This window comes from Stenotrophomonas genospecies 5 (assembly GCF_054473825.1).
This window is the reverse complement of sequence record NZ_JBTMUW010000001.1, coordinates 1,157,194-1,174,291: the sequence shown is the minus strand read 5'-3', so window position 1 is coordinate 1,174,291 and position 17,098 is coordinate 1,157,194. Positions and strand designations below refer to the sequence as shown.

Sequence of the window (17,098 nt, the reverse complement as noted above, 5' to 3'; positions counted from 1 at the left end):
GTTCATGAGCTGCCCGTCCTGGCGTGAGCCAGGAGGCGGGCGGTGCGTACTGCGTCGGATTGCCGGTGCCGTGGGCGACCGGTGTGCCAGCTGCGCGGGATCAGCGGCCGGGCGGTGTGCGGTCGGTCGAGAAGTCGTAGACGATGCGGTTCACGTAGGTCTCGCCCGGGGCCAGCCGCGCCGAGCCGAACGACGGCTGGTTCGGTGTGTCCGGGAACAGCTGCGGTTCCAGCGCGATGGCATCGCCCTGGCGATAGACACGGCCACTCTTGCCCACGGTGCTGCCGTCGAGGAAGTTGCCCGAATAGAACTGCAGGCCAGGCTGCGTGGACAGCACGGTCATGACCCGGCCCGAGCGCGGGTCGTGCACGCGGGCGACTTCGCGCGGCGAGCGCGTGGGCGATCTGCTGATGACCCAGTTGTGGTCGTAGCCGCGACCATGCAGCAGCTGCGGCTCATTGCCCTGGCGCAGGTCGCGCCCGATCGGCTTGGCCGTGCGGAAGTCGAAGGCGGTGCCTTGCACCGGCTGCAGCACGCCCGTGGGAATCAGGCTCGCATCCACCGGCGTATAGGCGCTGGCCGGAATGGTCAATTCGTGATCCATCGCCGAGCCGGAACCCTCGCCGGACAGATTCCAGTATGCGTGGTTGCTGAGGTTGACGATGGTCGGTGCATCGGTCGTGGCGCGGTACTCCACCTCCAGCCGGCCATTGCCCTTCAATGCGTAGGTTGCCGTGACCGTGAGCGTGCCCGGATAACCCTGGTCGCCGTCAGGGCTGACATGCTGCAGGGTGGCGTGATCGGCGGCGGCGTCGACGATCTTCCACACCACCTTGTCGAAGCCGCGGGTGCCGCCGTGCAGGCTGTTCGGCCCATTGTTGACCGGTACCTGATAGGTCCTGCCATCCAGGGTGAAGCGACCCTTGGCGATGCGATTGGCGAAGCGGCCGACGATGGTGCCGAAGTACTGCGGATTGTCGAGCGTCGCCTTGAGCGTCGCGTCGCCAAGCAGTACATCGGCGTATGCGCCATCACGGTCCGGCACTTCCAGTGAATGCAGTGCAGCGCCCAGCGTCAGTACCGTGGCCTGCATGCCGGTGCCGTCACGCAGCAGGATGGACTCCACCACGGTGCCATCGGCCGTCCGGCCTACCACAGCGCGTTCCTGTGCCTGACCTGCGCCCACTGCAGACAGTGCCAGTACGCCGATCAGCCCTGCCGTCTTCCCCTTGCCAGCACGCATTGCTCAAGACCCCTCTCGATGTCGTGATGCGTACAAAAACATATAATCAGACAATACGCACGTTGCGACGCAGCACGTGATCGGACCGCCGCGTTCGGCTGGGGTCAACGCGCAGTCGCGGTCATCGCGTGCAGTGCGGAGAAGCCGCGCACCACGGCGTCGGCGGACGCCACCGCGTGCGTGGCGATGCCGATTTCCGACAGCGCCGCCTGGTACAGCCGGGTGACCGGTCCGGAGCCCACCAGTGGCACCGACGCCGACCTCAGCCCGGGGAACAGCGCCAATGCGTCTGCAATCTCCGCACCGGCCAGCAGTCCGCGCAGGTAAGCGCTGGTCGCCGTGCGCGGCAGGGTGCCGCGGATCATCCGTGCCCGCACGCCGAAGAGCAGCGCACCCAGGCCCAGTCGGCGGTCGGCGCCTGCATGCACACCCTCGGCGAAGGCCGGTCCTGGCTCACCCGGTCCGTCCAGCACCGAGGCAAGCAGGCCGCCACTGGCCAGTCGATCGAACAGTTCGCCGGACATCGAGGTCATGAAGCTCTGCACCTGGCCGTCGATCAGCTGGATCCACTTGGTATGCGTACCCGGCAGCGCCACGATGGCATCGGGGCCGACATCGCCGCCGCGCAGCAGCCCCAGCAGCTCGGTCTCCTCGCCGCGGAGCACGTCCGGCATGCCATCCACGGGGCGCACGCAGGCCATGCCGGGCACGATGCTCACGGAGAGCTCGCCGATCCGGGTCGGCACCAGCTGCTGCGCGATCGAGGCAACACCTGCAGGGCACTCCACGTAGCCGGCATCGATCCAGCCGACATTCGACCCGATCATGCCGGCCGCATAGGCGTGGCGTGCAGCCGGCCAGCGTGCGCGGATCGTGTTGGCGGCCACCACCATGTCGTCACGGTCCAGCGTGGCCACGCCCGCGGGCATTTCATGGGCATCAAGCCGCTCACCGTTGGGTCCGATCAGATAGGCGCGCAGATTGCTGCTGCCCCAGTTGATGCCGATGATGCTGTCGGGGTGGTCCTGCTGCATGGTGGTTCCTCGGAGCGATGGTGTTGCCTATTGTCGGATTATATGGTTTGGTTGCCGCTCGCTGGCAAGCCTGCCGGCGCAGTTCCAGTCGGGAGGGGAACGCAATGAACGGCACGCTTTCCATGGCGCTTGCAGCGCTGCTTCAGGTATCGACGAACGCGTCCGCCGCAACGCCGGCGGTGGACAATCCGCTGCTGGACTCCGGGCCGGATCCCTGGATCACCCGCGATGGGGACGTGTTCTATTACATGGGCACGCACGGTGATCGCCTGGCCATCCGCGCCACCCGCGACCTTGCGCACCTGGCTGACGCGCGCGAAGTCACGGTGTGGCGTCCGCCGGCAACGGGAGCGAATGCGAAGTCGATCTGGGCGCCGGAACTGCATCGCATTGATGGGCGCTGGTACATCTACTACACGGCGGCAGCGGGCGATGCACCCGAAGGCCAGGAAGACGCCCATCGGGGGGTGTTCGTGCTGGAGAACGACAATGCCGATCCGACCCAGGGCACGTGGACCGATCGCGGACGGCTGGCCACGGCACACCCCGGCATCGACGGCACCACCTTCGTGACCGGCGGCAAGCGCTACTTCGTGTATTCGCCCTATGTAGGACCGGACAGCGTGCTGGCCATCGTGGCCATGGCCAACCCCTGGACCCTGCGGGGCAGCGAAACCATCATCGCGCGGCCGGACCAGGCGTGGGAGCGACAGGGCGGGCGGCAGATCCTGGAGGGCCCGGAGTTCCTGCAGGGCCCACGCGGCGACCTGTTCCTGACCTATTCGGGCAGTGCGTGCTGGTCGGATGACTACGCGATTGGACTGCTGCACGCCAAGGCGGGCGCCGATCCGCTGGATGCGAGCGCGTGGCACAAGGCGAAGCAGCCGATCCTTGCCAAGCATCCTGCTGGCAACGTGTACGCACCGGGGCACAACGGTTTCTTCCAGATGGCCGACGGCGCGCCGTGGATCATCTACCACGCCAACCCGGGGCCGGACATGGGCTGCACCGCCAGGCGCTCGCCGCGCATCCAGCCGGTGCATTGGAGCCAGGACGGCATGCCGCTGCTGGGTGCGCCGTACGGGCGCGGAGTCGGGGTGAAGTGATTGCGTCGGCGGTCGAATGCTCTCACGCTTCTCCAGCAGCCTTGTCGGGCGCCAGGGCGGCCGCGCGGCTGTGATGAAACGCCGCCGCAGGGCTGGAGGTGTGAGGTGCCGGATTGTTCCGATGCTTTGCGTTACACCGCCGGCACCGTGATCCTCTGCAGGTCCAGCGTGGCCCGCAGCGCATAGTTCTTGCGGATCACCGGCACGATGCGGGTCAGGCGTGGATCGAAGTAGTCCCTGAACAACGGCGGCCGTGCCGAGCCCAGATAGAACGCACGGTCCTGCTTGACTGCTGCCGGCAACAGCACGTCACTGAAGTCGCTGTCGGAGGCGTCAGTCACCAGGCACGGTACATGGCGGAGCCCAAGCTGGCGCAGCAGGTACAGGCGATGGGAGCCATTGGTCAGGATCAGGCGGTTGCCGATCCGGGTGGCACTGACGAGGTTGTCGCTGAAGCCCAGATAGATGACCAGCGCGTGGCTGGCTGCACCGAAGGGTTCGTAGCCGGCGATGGCGGACGGGTCGATCGTCGCCACGTCCAGAAAGCGCAGGTCGTTGGAGCTGGACGCAAAGGTGTAGCTGCCTTCGGACCGGGACGCGCGGACGGGCGGGTGAGCGTGCCGCCCGTTGCGTGCAACCAGCTCCATGATGTCCTGTGCCGTGGGGGAGGCGGGGAAGGCCGCGGCAAGCTCGCCGACATGGCGCAGATTGATGCACTCCTGGAAGACCACCAGCCGGTCGATCTCGACCATCTGCCATGCGCGCGGCACGTTGTTCGTCATGCGGTGCATCGACGGTTGGCGTGGCGCGTGGTCGGCCAGCGCCGCCATCTCCGCAGGAAGTGCATGCACCTCGACCGCGTCGGCGTCGTTGGCCTCTTCCTTCAGCTGGCGCAGCGCGTCGGCGCGGGCGCTCTTCCATTCCTCCACCAGCATCGCCTCATCGAAGCATCCGGGCGGGCATCGCTCCCTGATGAAGCGGATGAACCTCGGCAGCGGGAACGGTCCTTTGAGCAGAAGGGTGGGCTCAAGGCCATCGTCACTGATCGGGTCGCTCATCCATTTCCCCTTCGAGAACGCGTGTCGACGTTGCCGGACAGCGACAGTCGTCACACTGAAATAAGATGTTATATCATAACATTTGCATGCCTTGACGGCAATCGCTCTGCAACACGCGCAGCGATGGTGGCTTGGCTGCTCCGTATCCGTGGCACGACGCCCGGATACATCCACTGACAAGAGGAGATGTTCATGAACGAGCTGATTGAGCTGGGTGTAGTGGCAGGACAGCAGAACCCTGAAGACCAGGGTGTGGGCGGTGATCTGATCGAGCTGGGCTCGGTGGTTTCGGAAACCAAGGCACACAACCACGGCACCTTGTGGGATGGCGTGTTCCCGACCACCTCGCCCTGATCCACTGCGGCATGCATGACCTGCGGTGCATGCCCTGCGCATGCACCGCTTCTCCGCCTGGACTGAAGAGATCACGTAATGGAACAGCCTGCGGCGCGCTATTTCCTGTCGAAGCAGGCCCATGTCTGTGTCACCGGCGATGCAATGGTGATCCTGGACCAGGCGACGGGAAAATACCTGTCGCTCGACCGCCATCGTGCTGCCAGCCTGGGCGGGCTGGTGCTGGGTTGGCCGTTGCCGGCAGACGGCCGGCGGATGCCGGATCTGTTGCAGTCGCTGCTGCAACGCGGGCTGATCACCGACGATCCGCAGCGAGGCAAAGCCGCGACCAGTGCTTCGATCGCGCTGCCGCGCCACTGGATACGCGACGGTGAACCCCGCGGTTGTCCGCGCATCACCGCACGTGACGTCCGCAGATTCATGGCCGCGTGCATGCGTGCCGGATGCAGCAGGACGTTCCTTCCTTTCAGCCACACAGTGTCCTCGGCGCGCAGGCGTGCGCAGGGATCACAGCGCACGGACGTAAGCGTGCAGGAGCTGGCCCTGCGCGTCCGGGTGTTCGACTGGCTGCGGCCGTTGGCCTTCAGGAAGACGGACGAGTGCTTTCTCTACTGCCTGGCGATGCGCGAATTCCTGTCCAGGCATGGAATCGTCGCGGACTGGGTGTTCGCGGTCAGGACCCAGCCCTTCGCGGCGCACTGCTGGCTGCAGCACGGCGATCAGGTTCTGACCGATATCCCCTTCAACCTGCGCCGGATGGTTCCCATCCTGGTGCTGTAGAGGCGCCTCACGCATGTATCGATACATCGCCGTGCTCTGGAACACCTCCTGCGACTCCGCAACCGCCCGGGCGCAGCAGGCGATGCAGCGCATCGAGGCCATGCACGCCGGCATCACCTGCGTGATGAACGACCACGGCGCCGCGATTTATGTCCAGAGTGACAACCCGGGCTACCTTGACTGCAGCCGCTGCGGCTCGCTGGTCGTGCTCGGCGCGCTGTTCGACAGGACTTTCGGCCGGGATACCGTGCCCGCGCGCGTGCCACTGGATGCGGCCGCCGCCGATGCGGCCTGCCGCACGCAGGGAAAAACCCTGGTGCAGCACTACTGGGGCCGCTATGTAGCGTTCGGCTACCAGCCGCAGTCATCGAGCTGGTTCGTCCTGCGTGATCCCACCGCTGAAATTCCCTGTTACATGACGACGGCGGATCAGCTGACGGTGGTCTTCTCCAGCATGGAAGACTGCCTTGCACTGGGCCTGCGCGATTTCAGCATCGACTGGCTCTTCCTGTCCTACTCGCTGCTGTTTCCGTTCCGTGACGGGTTGCAGACCGGCTTCAGGGAGGTCACCGCCATCGAGGCCGGGGAGGCCGTTTCAATCCGCGATGGCGAGCCGGTCAGCCGGCAGTGCCAGTGGGACATCGTGCGCCTGGCCCGCGACGAACCGATCGAAGACCTGCAGGAGGCGGTGCAGCTCGCGCGCTCCACGCTGCTGGGCTGCATCGGTGCCCTGGCCAGCCGGCACCGGCGTATCCAGCTGCAGCTGTCGGGTGGGCTGGATTCCTCCATCATCCTCGCCGGCCTGCTGCACGCACCTTCCATGCCGGAAGTGGACTGTGTCCACCACTATGACGACGGCATCGGTGCCGATGAGCGGATGTTCGCCCGCATGGCGGTGGCCGGTGCCAGTGAGTCGTCGGGCCGGCGCTGCGGGTTCGTCGAGTACCGGCGGCAACCCCACTGCGCGCTGGAAGAGATCATGACCTTCCCGCGGACGGCGCGGCCGGCACATTGCTCGGGCTACCTTCTGCATCGCCGTGATGTCGCCTTTGACGCAGATACCGTGCAGTTCACCGGCGTCGGCGGCGACGCGGTCTTCCTGCGCTTCAAGGGCAACGCTGCGGCGATCGACCATGCCTGGCGGCGCGGCATCGACCGCCACTTGTTCCGGGTCGCCTTTGAAACCGCACAGTCGGGCGATTCGCTTTATGGCGTCCTCAAGGATGCGGTGATCCATGGGCTGCTCAGGCGGCCGGCCAGCATCAACGGTCGCTGGGGCAACCCCTGCGAATGGGTGAAGGTCGACGCGACCGAGCAGGACGTCACGCCACCGGCCTGGCTGCGCCATGCGCGCAACGAAGGCCATGAGGTGTCACCGTACAAGCTTGCGCACATCAGCCGGATGGTGTTTCCGACCAGCGTCCTTGATCCGTTCGAGGGCGCGGGTCGCTGGCACGGTGTCTCTCCGATCAGCGCACAACCGCTGGTCGAACTGTTCGCGCGCATGCCGCTGCGCCTGCTCATGGCGGACGCGGAGGACCGGACGATCGCACGGCGTGCCTTGCAGGGGCTGCTGCCGGACGCTCTGCTGTCGCGGAAGGTGAAGTCCTACCTCGACGATCATTCGGTCGCGGTCACCCAGGGCCATCAGGCGTTCATCCGCAGCCTGCTTGTCGATGGGCTGCTGGCCCGGCGTGGGTACATCGACAGCGCCTCGGCCGACGCTGGCATCCGCCGGGTCGGCCCGGATCATTCGTCGCAGGTGCTCGGCATCTTCGGCCCGCAGGTCAACATCGAAGCCTGGCTCAGGCGCTGGGCAGAGCGGCCCGCAGGGCAGGGAGCCGGAGTCGCCTAGGCGCTCCGGCTCATCTCCTCGAGGTACAGGCTCTCAAGATCGTTGGCGGTGATGGTGGTGGCATCCAATGTCCTGCGCAGCCGCCCGGCCTGCATGAGGCCGATCGTGGTGGCCACCTCGCGCGCGCGGAACAGATCGTGCGTGGCCATCAGGATGGCGGTGCCACGATCACGCTGCCGCACGATCAGGTCATGGAACTCGGCCGACGCGGTGGGGTCGAGGCCGGAGGTTGGCTCGTCAAGCAGCAGTGCCTTGGCGTCCTTGACGATGGCCAGGGCAATGCCGACCTTCTGCCGCATGCCCTTGGAGTAGAGGCCCACGCGTCGTCCGAAGACATCCGGCGCCAGGCCCGCTGTACTCAGTGCATCCCGCAGCCGGGCGGGTGAGCGGTCGTCCACGCCGGCCAGACGCGCGAAGTAGTCCAGGTTCTCAAGACCGGACAGCTCGTCGTACAGCGCCACGGTCTCGGGGATGTACAGCAGCCTGCGTCGCACCTCCTGCGGGTGCCGGTGCGCGCTGAGTCCATCGACTTCCGCGGATCCGGAGGTGGGGGTGAGGAAGCCCAGAAAGAGCTTGATCGTGGTCGATTTTCCCGCACCGTTGGCTCCGAGCAGGCAGAAGATCTCGCCCGGTCCCACCTCGAAGCTGACGTCGTCGAGTGCCCGGTGGGTGCCGTGTTCCTTGACCAGGTTCTTTGCAGAAAGCATGTGGGCTCCTCAAGGGGCCGCCAACCGGCGACGCATCGATCCGGCGGCGATCAGCAGAATCAGGGTGGCGGCGAGCAGCGCCGCGAGATCGGCACGCACTCCACGCCGGCCCACGCCGGCCGGCTCCACGAACCGGAAGCGGGGCAGGGCTTCATATTCGGCAAGTGTCTGCGGCGCGTCGCGATCCAGGTACGCCTTGTGCAGCAACCGACGGGCCTGCCAGAACGCATGGACCTGGTCCTGGAAGGCGAGCGCGCGATCCGCGTCCGAGCCGGCGATGCGGTCCAGCGCGTCCTGTACTGCGACCGCGGGCATCAGCAACCGCACGTTGTCCAGCACCCGGCGGCGTGCATCCTGCGCCCGCTCATGCGATTCGATCAGCGGCGCAAGGTCGAGATCGGTTGCCAGCAGGTCGGCATAGGCCTCGCGCACGTGGTCCGGAATCACCGGTGTCGAAGAACGTACAGCCGTTGAAGCACTGCGGCGATGGAGTGTCTGTTGCCTGGCCGTTGCGGCCAGCCGCGCCTTCACGTCGGTCGCGAGCTGCATCTGTGATGGCGGCGGAACGGCCAGATTCACTGCGGCGAGGGTCAACGACGGGGCCATCACCACGATCAGCAACCACACTCCGCCGGCCGCAATGGCCGCCTCCGTGGTGCGTCGGGCGAAACAGCCGATCAGCACCGCCACCGCCAGCCAGAAGCCGCCATAGGCAAGGATGACCAGCGAGAGCAGGCCGAGGCCGGCAAGGCTCTCCGCACCGGACCACGCCGCCGCGCCGACCAGGATCACTCCCGCAGGCAGCAGCACCACTGCGCCCCGGGCCAGCGCCTTTACCGCAATCAGCCGTCCCGCCGCGACCGGCTGCGACAGTACCAGCGCAGCGATGCCACGCTCGCGCTCGCGGGCCCAGAGGTCATAACTGGCTGCCAGGATGACCAAGGGCAGCAGAAAGACGATGACGAACGCCAGATCGAACCGGCCTGCGGCCCGCGCTGCCGGATTGCCGATGTCGGCCCACACGTTCCTGAAAAGCTGGGTGCGATCGCCCAGCGCCACCACATCGGCCGTATAGGGATAGGCCTCCGCCTGCCCGATCGATACCGACGCCATCGCAGCCGGCGGCAGCACGGGTTGGACGCGCGGCAACACCGAGGGCGCCTTGCCGACGAACACCCGGCTGCGGTCATGGGTGTGCTGCTCTTCGAGCTGGATCACGCCGATGGCGGCGTTACGCTGTTCGACCCACGCCCCGCCATTCCACGCGGCGTAGGCGGCCAGCGCCAGCAGCAGCATCAGCAGGGTGGGCAGCGCCCGATCGCGCAGCAGCCTGCGCACCTCATGGCCGGCAACGGAAAGACTGCTCATGGGGTCGTCCCCAGGCGCCGGGCCGAGAAGAACACCAGTCCAAGCGCCAGCAGCACCCAGCCCAGCAGAATGGCCAGGTTCGCCGCCTGTGCCGCGGCAATGCCGGCCAGGCACTGTTGCCCCGGCCTGTAGGCCACGGACCGGGTGAGGGTCGCGATGTCGGCACGATGCTTCTCCCCCTGCGGCGCCTTGTGCTGCTTCACTTCCGCATTGAGTGCCTGGATCAGGCGGTAGCGGTAGTCTTCCACGCTCTGCAGGAAGGCCAGGTGCGCCGCGAAATCGGTGCGGGCGAATGCGCGTGACCATGACTGCAGCGCGATGGCCGGAGAAACGAAGGCGAATGCGCGCTGTGTTGCTTGCTGCTGCCGATAGGTCGCATGGATCCGCTCGAAGTGGCGGTTGTAGGTGTCCGTCGAGTTCCTCTCTGCGAACTCCAGGGCCACGCCCCGGAAGTTGACGGGAAGCTCTTCCACCGTGTCGACCTGGTAGCGCGCCATCAGCGCGTGTCGCAGGGCGTCCAGCCGCTTGTCCGCAGGGTCATGGCCATCCACTCCGTTCTCCGCCTCTTCCGTCACGGCGGCCCTGAATGCCGGCGCGCTGGGCGTGGGATCCAGCGATTCGGCCACCGCTGGCGCCATTCGTGGCACCAGCACGGTGGCTACCACCCAGAACCCCAGCAGCACCACCAGCGAGGTCCGCGCCGAGCTGGACAACGCCGAGACACCGACCGTGAGGGCACAGAACACCAGCAGATAGAGTCCGTAGGCCGCGCACATGGCCAGCAGCGCGGCGATGTCCATCCAGCCGGCGTTCTGTCCCGCCACAGCGGGAACCGTCGCCGCCAGCATGGCAAGCACCAGCAGCAGGGAAGCACTTGCCAGAGCAATCAATCGGCCGATGATCAGCACCGCAGGCGACGCCCCGGTGCCGAGTTCCTGGCGAAGGGTTTCGCGGGCGACGTCACCGGACAGCGTGGCGAAGCCGGCAAGGATGATGAGCAGCGGCGCTACTACCTGCAGCGCCCAGGCGGCAGAGAAACCGTCGAACCGGCTGAGGGCGGTACCCGCGTCTATCGCGCGATGCCTGGCCGGGTTCTGTGCGTGACCTTCGATGAACACCGAGGTGCCCAGTACATCGGTCAGTCCCGGATCGAGCGCGGCCAAGGGTCGCACCGGTGCGGGAATGGCGCGTCCCACATGCGCCGCGGCATGGGGATCGATCACGCCCTGGCCGTCCCACAGCCGCGCTTCCTCCGCTGCTACGGCCTGGCGCTCCTGCGCCTGCAGGGACAGGCGCGCGGCACCCGTGGCAACGGATGCGCCCGCAAGCAGCAGCAGGACCAGGGCGAGCCACGGCAGGCGCCGCTCACGCCACATCAAGGTCAGCTGGGTTGCCGCGACACCGGCAGCTTGCCGAAGCGTCGACGCAGGCCGGAAGCGGGCGGGGGAGGGCGGGCTCATCCGGCTTACCAGCGATGCGTGAGGGTCACCGACAGGAAGCGCCCCAGCGCGGTCGCATTGGTGGGGTCGTAGCCGGTGTTGATGCTGTTGATGATGAAGGGCGGATCCCGGTCGAGAAGATTCTGCACGTTGAGGGCGAGCGACGTGCCTTCGTGGTCGCCGGCCGGGGCGCCGAAGTGGTACTTGAGGTTCAGGTCGACGGTCGTCCAGGAGCTGACGTGTGGGTGGGCGATGTTGGCCGGATCGCGGTAGCTGTCCACGTAGTTCACGAAGACGCCGCCTGCGGCCTGGCCCCGGTCCAGGGTCAGGCCGCCGCGCAGCTTGAGGTCGACCGGGTAGTACACCGCGTTGACCGCGTCCAGCTCGGGCGATGTGCTGGTCACGCGCCGCGTCGATTCGAGGATGTACTGCCCGGCCAGGCTCATCGCGATCCGCGTCTGGCCCACATCGACGCGATAGGACGCGTTGAGATCGACGCCGCGCTGCGAGGTGTATGCGTTGTTGCGGAAGCGGTTGTCCAGGATCACCTGGCTGCTGGTCTCATCCAGACCGGCAGGGAGTGCATACGGCCCCACACGTGAGACGAACAGCCCCAGGCCCGACACGCCCAGTTGGCGCGCCTGCTGGATCTGCTGCTGCGATGGATCGACGGTCAGGATGTCCGCGTAGGGAGCCGTGGACTGCAGGAACAGGGACGGGAAGCTGCCGCCGAAGCCGCTGCCGATCCGGTCCGCATAGTCGATGTGATAGTAGTTGGCATCAACCGTGAGGCCGGGAACGGAGGGCGGCGCGAACGAGAACCCGCCGGTCCAGGTTTTCGCACGCTCGGGGCCGAGATCGGGATTGCCGTTGGAGAGCATCATCAGGACGGTGCTGCCGTTGGCCGCGTTCGGGTTCGGCACGTTCGCCACGACCACGGTGTTGTTCAGCTGCATGTCCTGGTAGACCGGCGCGCGGTAAGAGCGGCCGTAGCTGGTACGGAAGGAGAGTCCCTCGGTGGCTTCCCACAGCAGCCCCAGCTTGGGGTTCAAGGTGGAGCCGAAGTCGCTGTAGTCGTCGTAGCGCGCCGCCGCGGTCAGCGACAGGTTGCGAACGCCGGGCATCTCCTTGAGCAGCGGGATGTTGAGCTCGGCAAAGGCGGACCTGATCGTGCGCTGCAGATCGAGCGGCTTTTCCAGCCCACGGTGATCGAGCAGCTCATAGCCATCGCGACGGTAACCGACGCCGACCGCTGCGCGTACCGGGCCGGCGGGCAGGCTGAACACCTCGCCGTCGGCCACCACGTCCAGATAGCGCGATTCAGAGTTCGTATCCGTCGGTGGCGCCGTGCTGACGGTGCTGCCGGTAATGGTCGTGCGCTCGTAGGACACCTCGTTCCTGCCGAATCCAGCGTCCAGGCGCGCCTGCCACTGGCGCGGGAGCTCCAGGGTCAGGCCTGCGAACACATCGAACTGCTGCGTGTGCGGGAACAACCGGGTTTCGTCGGCCGTGCCGGAGATGGTGGTGTCCATCTCGCGCTTGGCGAACGAGCCGGTGAGATTCAGCGTCAGCACATCGCTGAGCTCCTGCACGCCATCGACATACAGGCTGTGCCGCTTCGATCCGGGATAGAGATCGTAGGGCCTGACCGTGACGTTCCGGGAGAAATCCTTGTCGGTGGCGGGCAGGTTGCCTTGCTTCAGGAACTCGTAACTTGCCAGCACACGGCCGCGGTCCCACGCCCACCCCGCGGACTGCGACACCTGGTACTCGTCCATGTTGCCGGTGGTGACCGTGCCGTACCGCAGCGACGACTCATAGCCGGTGAAGTCCTGGCGCAGGATGATGTTGACGACGCCACCGACGGCATCGGTGCCGTAGATGGCAGAGGCACCATCGGTGAGGATCTCCACGCGCTCGACCGCACTGAGTGGAATCAGCGATACATCGACATACTGGTAGCGGTTCGATGAGGTCACGCGATGGCCGTTGACCAGGGTCAGCGTAGTCCCCGTACCCAGGCCACGCAGGTTGATCGCAGTGCCCTGGCCGAAGTTGTTGCCGGTATCACGGTCAACACCGAGATTGGCCACATTGGCACCATTGGCGCCGCCACCGAAGTTCTGCGGCAGCTTCTCGAACAGCTGCTGCAGGGAGGCCACGCCAGTGCGGTCGATGGCCTCCCGGTCGATCACGATGACCGGCGACGCACCACCGCCGACGGCATCGCGGATGTTGCTGCCAATGACCAGCACCTTGTCCAGGGTGGCCGTGGGTGCATCGTCGTCGGTGCCCGCGTTCTGTGCTTGGGCCTGCGCTCCGATCTGCAGCGCGGCAGCGATGCTCGCAGCCAGCAACGCGCGCCTACCGCCCATGAATACCTGTTCCATTCCCCGGTCCATCACTCTCATCCGATATCGGCCTGCAGCACGGTCACGTGCATTTGAGAGCGATGTTATATCATATCATTCAACTGTGCAGGGACTGCGTTGCCCTGTGGACCGCCGAGACGCCGGGGACCGAGAGTGATGAAGCCGTTCGCTGTGCCCGCGCCTGTCAGCGAAATACTGACGGCCTACTGGAAAGCCGATCGCACGCTGCTGGTGCTCATTGCCGGCACCGTGCTGCTCTCCGGCCTGGCCACCGTTGCGGCGCCCTATCTGTTCTCGCGGTTGATCGACCGCCTCCCCGGGCAGGGCGCAGCTGTCCTGGCCGGGTGGTTCGTTCTCTACGCCGTGCTGCTCGGGGTGGGCAGCGTGCTGCAGAACACGGTGCAGTACCTGTCATTCCTCAGCGGCGAGAATCTGGGCTTCATCACCAGTACCCGCTACTTCGCGCGCCTGCTGAAGAAGACCAGCAGCTTCTTCGTGGAATACAACGCAGCGGAACTGCAGGTGGCCGGCGAAAAGGGGCGGGGGGCGCTCAAGATCGTCGTGCAGCTGGGCCTGGTGGCCTTCATTCCCAGTGCCCTGCAGATCGTGTTGACCCTGGTCACCCTGGGCGCGCTGATCAACATGCAGATCGTCGCCATCGTGCTGGGCTACGGCACGGTGGCCGTAGCGCTATCTGCCCTCGCTACCCGACGTGCACGCATCCACCGCGAAGCGGCTGTCGAGGCCGGCCAGCAGAACGCGCGCTTCGTCGGCAATGCCATGAGTGCCATGGAAACGCTCAGGCAATTCGGCGGCAGCGACTGGATGGTGCAGCGCTTCGAGCAGAAGGCGCAGAGCGTGCGCGACAGCTGGCGTGCCTACGTACTGCAGCGCGTAGGCTTCATTGCCCTGCTGGGCATCGGCTTGGCCATCGAGTTCATCGTCACCTTCAGCCTGCTGCTGCCGGGCTACCAGAACGGGCAGCTGAGCGTGGGCGACATCGTCCTGTTCAATCTGCTGCTGCTCCAGCTCAACCTGCCGCTGGAGATGATCGCGCGCTCCATCGACGACGTCGCGCGCTCGTGGAGCATGCTGGCACCGCTCTCTACCCTGTGGGCCGCGCCCGAGGAACCGCAGGTGGCCCATGCCGAACGGTTCTCCGCCCGCAGCGGCCTGCTCCAGTTCGACGCAGTGAGCCATCGCTATGACAATGGTCGCGGCGTCACCGATGCGACCTTCCACGCCGGACGCGGCGGCATCACCTTCCTGATGGGAGAGACCGGTACCGGCAAGTCGACACTGTTCAAGCTGGCCCTGAAATCCATCGAGCCCCAGCACGGCCGGATACGGGTGGACGGTACCGACCTGGCACGGATCGATCGCGCGACGTGGCACGCGGCCGTCGCCGTCGTGCCGCAGGACGTGATGCTGCTCAACGAGAGCGTGGCCGACAACATCCTGCTGGGGCGCCCGCGCGATGACGGGCGGCTGCGGCATGCCGCACGCAAGGCTGCCATCCTTACCTTGATCGAGGCACTGCCCGAGCGCTTCGAGACCACGGTCGGGGAGCGTGGCCTGAAGCTGTCCGGCGGTGAGCGGCAGCGCATCGCCATTGCACGCGCACTCTATGGTGAGCCCGCGATCCTGTTGCTGGACGAAGCGAGCTCGGCCCTGGATGAGGCCACCGAACGCGAGATCATGGGTCATATCCGGGCGCTGGCCAGCGAGGTGACCGTGCTGGCCATCACCCATCGGCGCAGTGTCGTCACCGACGCCGATCGGTTGGTGGAGCTGGGCGGGGCGCAGATCGAATCCCTTGGAAGGCCAGCGCATCCCTGATTCCGCGCCCGCTTTGCCGGCTTTCGTCGGCCGGCGCGGGCTCTGGTCGCATGCCGCTCACCAGGCAGGTGCATTTCGGCTAGCGTGGGCACTTGAACACGGGGATGCAGAAATACATGAAGCGCTGGCTCTTCCTGATGCTTGTAACGGTCCCGTTTGCTGCCGGGGCCATCGTCATCCGTGACGACGTGGACGATGCCCGTTACCGCATCGATGGATCTGCCTTCCCGGCCCTGGCCGACCTGCCGGGAGAGGGCCACGGCGTACTGATCGCTCCGCGCTGGGTGGTCACCGCCGCGCACGCGGCACCGATGGACGGCATGGGTGCCGAAGTCACCGTCGGTGGGCGCAACTACGCCGTCGCGCGTGTGTATCTGCACCCTGGTTTCAGGCGGATGCCGGCCGCGCTGGGCGAAGAGGCCCTGGCAACAGGCAGTGCAGGGAAGATCCACGCGTTCCTGGCGGCATCGGATGACATCGCGCTGATCCGGCTGGCCACGCCCGTCGCCGCTGTCGAGCCCGTCGCGCTTTATCGGGGCGCGGGCGAGGTTGCGCAGGTGGCCACCTTGATAGGGAAGGGCGCCACCGGGAATGGCGCCGAGGGGTTGATCCCCGGAGGGTCGCATCGCACCACCCTGCGGCGTGCGTTCAACGCCATCACCGGCGGCAACGACCGCTATCTCTGGTACCGCTTCGATCCGCCGCCGCGCGCCCTGCCGCTTGAAGGCGTGCTCGGCAACGGCGACAGCGGCGGCCCGCTGGTCATCAATGTGCAGGGCCACTGGCAGCTGGTCGGCCTCGGCTCCTGGATCACCGCCGTTCCTGAGCACGCCCTTGAGGCCGGCTTCTATGGCCAGGTGGTGTTCAACGTGCGCATCTCACGCTACGCCGGCTGGATCGACCGCGTCATGTCCGGGGACGACGCCGGTCGATAGCGGTCGCCGGGTTCAACCCGGCAGCTCGCACTTCATCTTTCCGTCCACGTAGTACGGCTTGGGCACGTTGGGGTTGTCGCTGGTCTTCTCGAAGACCACCTCGAACGAGTCGGTATCCGGCGAGCCCTTGCGATCGGTGCAGGCGTCCTGCAGCTTCTTCTTGACCGCAGCAATGCCGGCATCGCGGTTGGCGCCTTCGGCGCTGTTGGTCAGGTTCACGGTTTCGGCCGAGGCCAGCGGACTCAGGGCCAGTAGGCAGCCGGTAATCAGCACGGTGTGGAGCTTGGTCATGGACTCGCCTCGTGAAGGTTCAGGGGCTTCGAGGATAGTGCGCGACTGTTAACGGTGCGTGGTTGGGTGTGACGCGTCACGTTAACGGGTGCCGCCCGCCGGTCAGGGCGGGGCCACATCTACGGACGCTGCGGTCAACGGGAGTGACTGTGTGTCCCGCGAGCGCCAGCGCCCGCGGGACGAGGCATCAGCCTTCCGGCAACAGGCGTTCACTGGCGTGTGTGGTCAGCCCGAGGCCGGCCATGACCAGCCCTTCCAGCACACGGTCGCCGACGTACTGGTCAGGCTCTCCATTCTTGCGGGCGCGCTCTGCGGCAAGCAGAATTTCCATCACCACGCGCAGGCCATTGAGAGAACAGTCGGCGTCGGACAGTGCCATGCGTCGCCCTGGCGGAAGATGGCCTTCCGGCCAGGGCCGGCCGTTGGACGCGGCACCTGCGCCGATGCTGTGCAGCAGTGAAGCAAAGGCGTTGGGATCCGGTGTGGGCTCGTTGGCGGGATGCAGGCGGATCGGGTGCGGAGAAGGGGGGTAGGCGTTGGTCATGGCAGGGCTCCGAACAGATAAACGGAAGCCGCCACCGATGAAGGTGGCGGACGGTGCGAGGTTCGAAACCCGGTCTACGCTAAACCGGCAGGCACAAGGCCTCCGCGCACCGCCCGCCATAGCCGGCCGACGGATTGCCAGCCGGCACCACCTGATGGGTGATGCCGGCTGGC

15 protein-coding genes are annotated in these 17,098 nt (G+C 66.5%); 6 read left to right on the top strand and 9 right to left on the bottom strand.

What is annotated here, in order from left to right; translation table 11 throughout:
• Window positions 1-100 precede the first annotated feature (100 nt).
• Both ACX9OW_RS05450 and ACX9OW_RS05445 read right to left on the bottom strand, forming a co-directional pair.
• Window positions 101-1,243: an aldose epimerase family protein gene (locus ACX9OW_RS05450; protein WP_459062021.1), complete on the bottom strand. Its 1,143-nt coding sequence runs from the start codon at window positions 1,241-1,243 to the stop codon at window positions 101-103.
• Between the two features lie 104 nt (window positions 1,244-1,347).
• Window positions 1,348-2,277: a 2-dehydro-3-deoxygalactonokinase gene (locus ACX9OW_RS05445; RefSeq protein ID WP_180875190.1), complete on the bottom strand. Its 930-nt coding sequence runs from the start codon at window positions 2,275-2,277 to the stop codon at window positions 1,348-1,350.
• Between the two features lie 104 nt (window positions 2,278-2,381).
• Between ACX9OW_RS05445 and ACX9OW_RS05440 the strand changes: the two genes are divergently transcribed.
• Window positions 2,382-3,383 (top strand): glycoside hydrolase family 43 protein, encoded by a 1,002-nt coding sequence (locus ACX9OW_RS05440; RefSeq protein WP_459062020.1) that lies wholly within the window; start codon window positions 2,382-2,384, stop codon window positions 3,381-3,383.
• A gap of 131 nt (window positions 3,384-3,514) precedes the next feature.
• Here ACX9OW_RS05440 and ACX9OW_RS05435 read toward each other — a convergent pair whose 3' ends face one another.
• Window positions 3,515-4,441, bottom strand: coding sequence for a ParB N-terminal domain-containing protein (locus ACX9OW_RS05435; protein ID WP_459062019.1), 927 nt, complete (start codon window positions 4,439-4,441; stop codon window positions 3,515-3,517).
• 192 nt (window positions 4,442-4,633) lie between these two features.
• Here ACX9OW_RS05435 and ACX9OW_RS05430 point away from each other — a divergent pair, with 192 nt between their 5' ends.
• The 3 genes from ACX9OW_RS05430 to ACX9OW_RS05420 all read left to right on the top strand — a co-directional run bounded on the left by ACX9OW_RS05430 (window position 4,634) and on the right by ACX9OW_RS05420 (window position 7,430).
• Window positions 4,634-4,795: a hypothetical protein gene (locus ACX9OW_RS05430; RefSeq protein WP_180875215.1), complete on the top strand. Its 162-nt coding sequence runs from the start codon at window positions 4,634-4,636 to the stop codon at window positions 4,793-4,795.
• 78 nt (window positions 4,796-4,873) lie between these two features.
• On the top strand, window positions 4,874-5,575 hold the full coding sequence (locus tag ACX9OW_RS05425; RefSeq protein ID WP_111186943.1) for a lasso peptide biosynthesis B2 protein: 702 nt from the start codon (window positions 4,874-4,876) through the stop codon (window positions 5,573-5,575).
• A 13-nt stretch (window positions 5,576-5,588) separates the two neighbouring features.
• On the top strand, window positions 5,589-7,430 hold the full coding sequence (locus tag ACX9OW_RS05420) for an asparagine synthase-related protein (protein ID WP_459062018.1): 1,842 nt from the start codon (window positions 5,589-5,591) through the stop codon (window positions 7,428-7,430).
• On the opposite strand, the gene ACX9OW_RS05415 is transcribed toward ACX9OW_RS05420, so the two are convergent.
• The 4 genes from ACX9OW_RS05415 to ACX9OW_RS05400 are packed head-to-tail and all read right to left on the bottom strand — an operon-like array spanning window position 7,427 to window position 13,334.
• Window positions 7,427-8,137 (bottom strand): ABC transporter ATP-binding protein, encoded by a 711-nt coding sequence (locus ACX9OW_RS05415; protein ID WP_053515807.1) that lies wholly within the window; start codon window positions 8,135-8,137, stop codon window positions 7,427-7,429. The genes ACX9OW_RS05420 and ACX9OW_RS05415 overlap by 4 nt on opposite strands.
• 9 nt (window positions 8,138-8,146) lie before the next feature.
• On the bottom strand, window positions 8,147-9,505 hold the full coding sequence (locus tag ACX9OW_RS05410) for an ABC transporter permease subunit (RefSeq protein ID WP_459062017.1): 1,359 nt from the start codon (window positions 9,503-9,505) through the stop codon (window positions 8,147-8,149).
• Window positions 9,502-10,965 carry a DUF3526 domain-containing protein gene (locus tag ACX9OW_RS05405; protein ID WP_459062016.1) on the bottom strand — a complete coding sequence of 488 codons (1,464 nt, stop codon included), beginning with the start codon at window positions 10,963-10,965 and terminating at the stop codon, window positions 9,502-9,504. The genes ACX9OW_RS05410 and ACX9OW_RS05405 overlap by 4 nt, the downstream gene beginning before the upstream one ends.
• Before the next feature lie 5 nt (window positions 10,966-10,970).
• Entirely contained in the window at window positions 10,971-13,334 is a 2,364-nt protein-coding gene (locus tag ACX9OW_RS05400) for a TonB-dependent receptor plug domain-containing protein (protein ID WP_459062015.1), read from the bottom strand.
• Window positions 13,335-13,472: 138 nt separating this feature from the next.
• Between ACX9OW_RS05400 and ACX9OW_RS05395 the strand changes: the two genes are divergently transcribed.
• Complete coding sequence (locus ACX9OW_RS05395; protein ID WP_459062014.1) at window positions 13,473-15,155, top strand: ABC transporter ATP-binding protein; 1,683 nt, start codon at window positions 13,473-13,475, stop codon at window positions 15,153-15,155.
• A gap of 116 nt (window positions 15,156-15,271) precedes the next feature.
• Entirely contained in the window at window positions 15,272-16,090 is an 819-nt protein-coding gene (locus ACX9OW_RS05390) for a S1 family peptidase (RefSeq protein ID WP_459062013.1), read from the top strand.
• A gap of 12 nt (window positions 16,091-16,102) precedes the next feature.
• On the opposite strand, the gene ACX9OW_RS05385 is transcribed toward ACX9OW_RS05390, so the two are convergent.
• On the bottom strand, window positions 16,103-16,381 hold the full coding sequence (locus tag ACX9OW_RS05385) for a hypothetical protein (protein ID WP_053515798.1): 279 nt from the start codon (window positions 16,379-16,381) through the stop codon (window positions 16,103-16,105).
• A 187-nt stretch (window positions 16,382-16,568) separates the two neighbouring features.
• Complete coding sequence (locus ACX9OW_RS05380; protein WP_253118492.1) at window positions 16,569-16,925, bottom strand: hypothetical protein; 357 nt, start codon at window positions 16,923-16,925, stop codon at window positions 16,569-16,571.
• Window positions 16,926-17,098: the final 173 nt, after the last annotated feature.